Origin of the sequence: Streptomyces sp. NPDC056479 (genome assembly GCF_042795335.1) — a bacterium.
In the GTDB taxonomy this organism is placed as follows: Bacteria; Actinomycetota; Actinomycetes; order Streptomycetales; family Streptomycetaceae; genus Streptomyces.
The window spans coordinates 1-2,500 of record NZ_JBHTRZ010000021.1; the positions used below are offsets into that span (position 1 = coordinate 1).

General features: G+C 53.2%; 2 rRNA genes (1 of these 2 cut by a window edge). Both read left to right on the top strand.

The window, feature by feature from the left end:
* Positions 1-55 precede the first annotated feature (55 nt).
* Positions 56-1,606 (top strand): 16S ribosomal RNA (locus tag ACFQ6S_RS42830).
* Positions 1,607-1,781: 175 nt separating this feature from the next.
* A 23S ribosomal RNA gene (locus tag ACFQ6S_RS42835) occupies positions 1,782-2,500 on the top strand; it runs 2,210 nt beyond the window's last position.
* Together the 16S and 23S rRNA genes form the textbook arrangement of a ribosomal RNA operon.

Genomic DNA, 2,500 nt, shown 5'->3' on the forward strand with positions numbered 1-2,500 from the left:
TCCCTGGAGTACGCCGCCCTCGGCCTCACCAACGACTACAAGCCGCAGGAGTGGACCCCGGTCGACTCGGTCGCCTGGCTCAGGACGAACGCTGGCGGCGTGCCTAATACATGCAAGTCGAGCGGACAGATGGGAGCTTGCTCCCTGATGTTAGCGGCGGACGGGTGAGTAACACGTGGGTAACCTGCCTGTAAGACTGGGATAACTCCGGGAAACCGGGGCTAATACCGGATGGTTGTTTGAACCGCATGGTTCAGACATAAAAGGTGGCTTCGGCTACCACTTACAGATGGACCCGCGGCGCATTAGCTAGTTGGTGAGGTAACGGCTCACCAAGGCAACGATGCGTAGCCGACCTGAGAGGGTGATCGGCCACACTGGGACTGAGACACGGCCCAGACTCCTACGGGAGGCAGCAGTAGGGAATCTTCCGCAATGGACGAAAGTCTGACGGAGCAACGCCGCGTGAGTGATGAAGGTTTTCGGATCGTAAAGCTCTGTTGTTAGGGAAGAACAAGTGCCGTTCAAATAGGGCGGCACCTTGACGGTACCTAACCAGAAAGCCACGGCTAACTACGTGCCAGCAGCCGCGGTAATACGTAGGTGGCAAGCGTTGTCCGGAATTATTGGGCGTAAAGGGCTCGCAGGTGGTTTCTTAAGTCTGATGTGAAAGCCCACGGCTCAACCGTGGAGGGTCATTGGAAACTGGGGAACTTGAGTGCAGAAGAGGAGAGTGGAATTCCACGTGTAGCGGTGAAATGCGTAGAGATGTGGAGGAACACCAGTGGCGAAGGCGACTCTCTGGTCTGTAACTGACGCTGAGGAGCGAAAGCGTGGGGAGCGAACAGGATTAGATACCCTGGTAGTCCACGCCGTAAACGATGAGTGCTAAGTGTTAGGGGGTTTCCGCCCCTTAGTGCTGCAGCTAACGCATTAAGCACTCCGCCTGGGGAGTACGGTCGCAAGACTGAAACTCAAAGGAATTGACGGGGGCCCGCACAAGCGGTGGAGCATGTGGTTTAATTCGAAGCAACGCGAAGAACCTTACCAGGTCTTGACATCCTCTGACAATCCTAGAGATAGGACGTCCCCTTCGGGGGCAGAGTGACAGGTGGTGCATGGTTGTCGTCAGCTCGTGTCGTGAGATGTTGGGTTAAGTCCCGCAACGAGCGCAACCCTTGATCTTAGTTGCCAGCATTCAGTTGGGCACTCTAAGGTGACTGCCGGTGACAAACCGGAGGAAGGTGGGGATGACGTCAAATCATCATGCCCCTTATGACCTGGGCTACACACGTGCTACAATGGATGGTACAAAGGGCTGCAAACCTGCGAAGGTAAGCGAATCCCATAAAGCCATTCTCAGTTCGGATTGTAGGCTGCAACTCGCCTACATGAAGCCGGAATCGCTAGTAATCGCGGATCAGCATGCCGCGGTGAATACGTTCCCGGGCCTTGTACACACCGCCCGTCACACCACGAGAGTTTGTAACACCCGAAGTCGGTGAGGTAACCTTTTAGGAGCCAGCCGCCGAAGGTGGGACAGATGATTGGGGTGAAGTCGTAACAAGGTAGCCGTATCGGAAGGTGCGGCTGGATCACCTCCTTTCTAAGGATTTTAACGGAATATAAGACCTTGGGTCTTATAAACAGAACGTTCCCTGTCTTGTTTAGTTTTGAAGGATCATTTGATTCTTCGAGATGTTGTTCTTTGAAAACTAGATAACAGAAGTAATTCACATTCAATTAGTAATGCAAGATATCACGTAGTGATTCTTTTTAACGGTTAAGTTAGAAAGGGCGCACGGTGGATGCCTTGGCACTAGGAGCCGATGAAGGACGGGACGAACACCGATATGCTTCGGGGAGCTGTAAGCAAGCTTTGATCCGGAGATTTCCGAATGGGGAAACCCACCACTCGTAATGGAGTGGTATCCATATCTGAATACATAGGATATGAGAAGGCAGACCCGGGGAACTGAAACATCTAAGTACCCGGAGGAAGAGAAAGCAAATGCGATTCCCTGAGTAGCGGCGAGCGAAACGGGACCAGCCCAAACCAAGAGGCTTGCCTCTTGGGGTTGTAGGACACTCTGTACGGAGTTACAAAGGAACGAGGTAGATGAAGAGGTCTGGAAAGGCCCGCCATAGGAGGTAACAGCCCTGTAGTCAAAACTTCGTTCTCTCCTGAGTGGATCCTGAGTACGGCGGAACACGTGAAATTCCGTCGGAATCCGGGAGGACCATCTCCCAAGGCTAAATACTCCCTAGTGACCGATAGTGAACCAGTACCGTGAGGGAAAGGTGAAAAGCACCCCGGAAGGGGAGTGAAAGAGATCCTGAAACCGTGTGCCTACAAGTAGTCAGAGCCCGTTAACGGGTGATGGCGTGCCTTTTGTAGAATGAACCGGCGAGTTACGATCCCGTGCAAGGTTAAGCAGAAGATGCGGAGCCGCAGCGAAAGCGAGTCTGAATAGGGCGAATGAGTACGTGGTCGTAGACC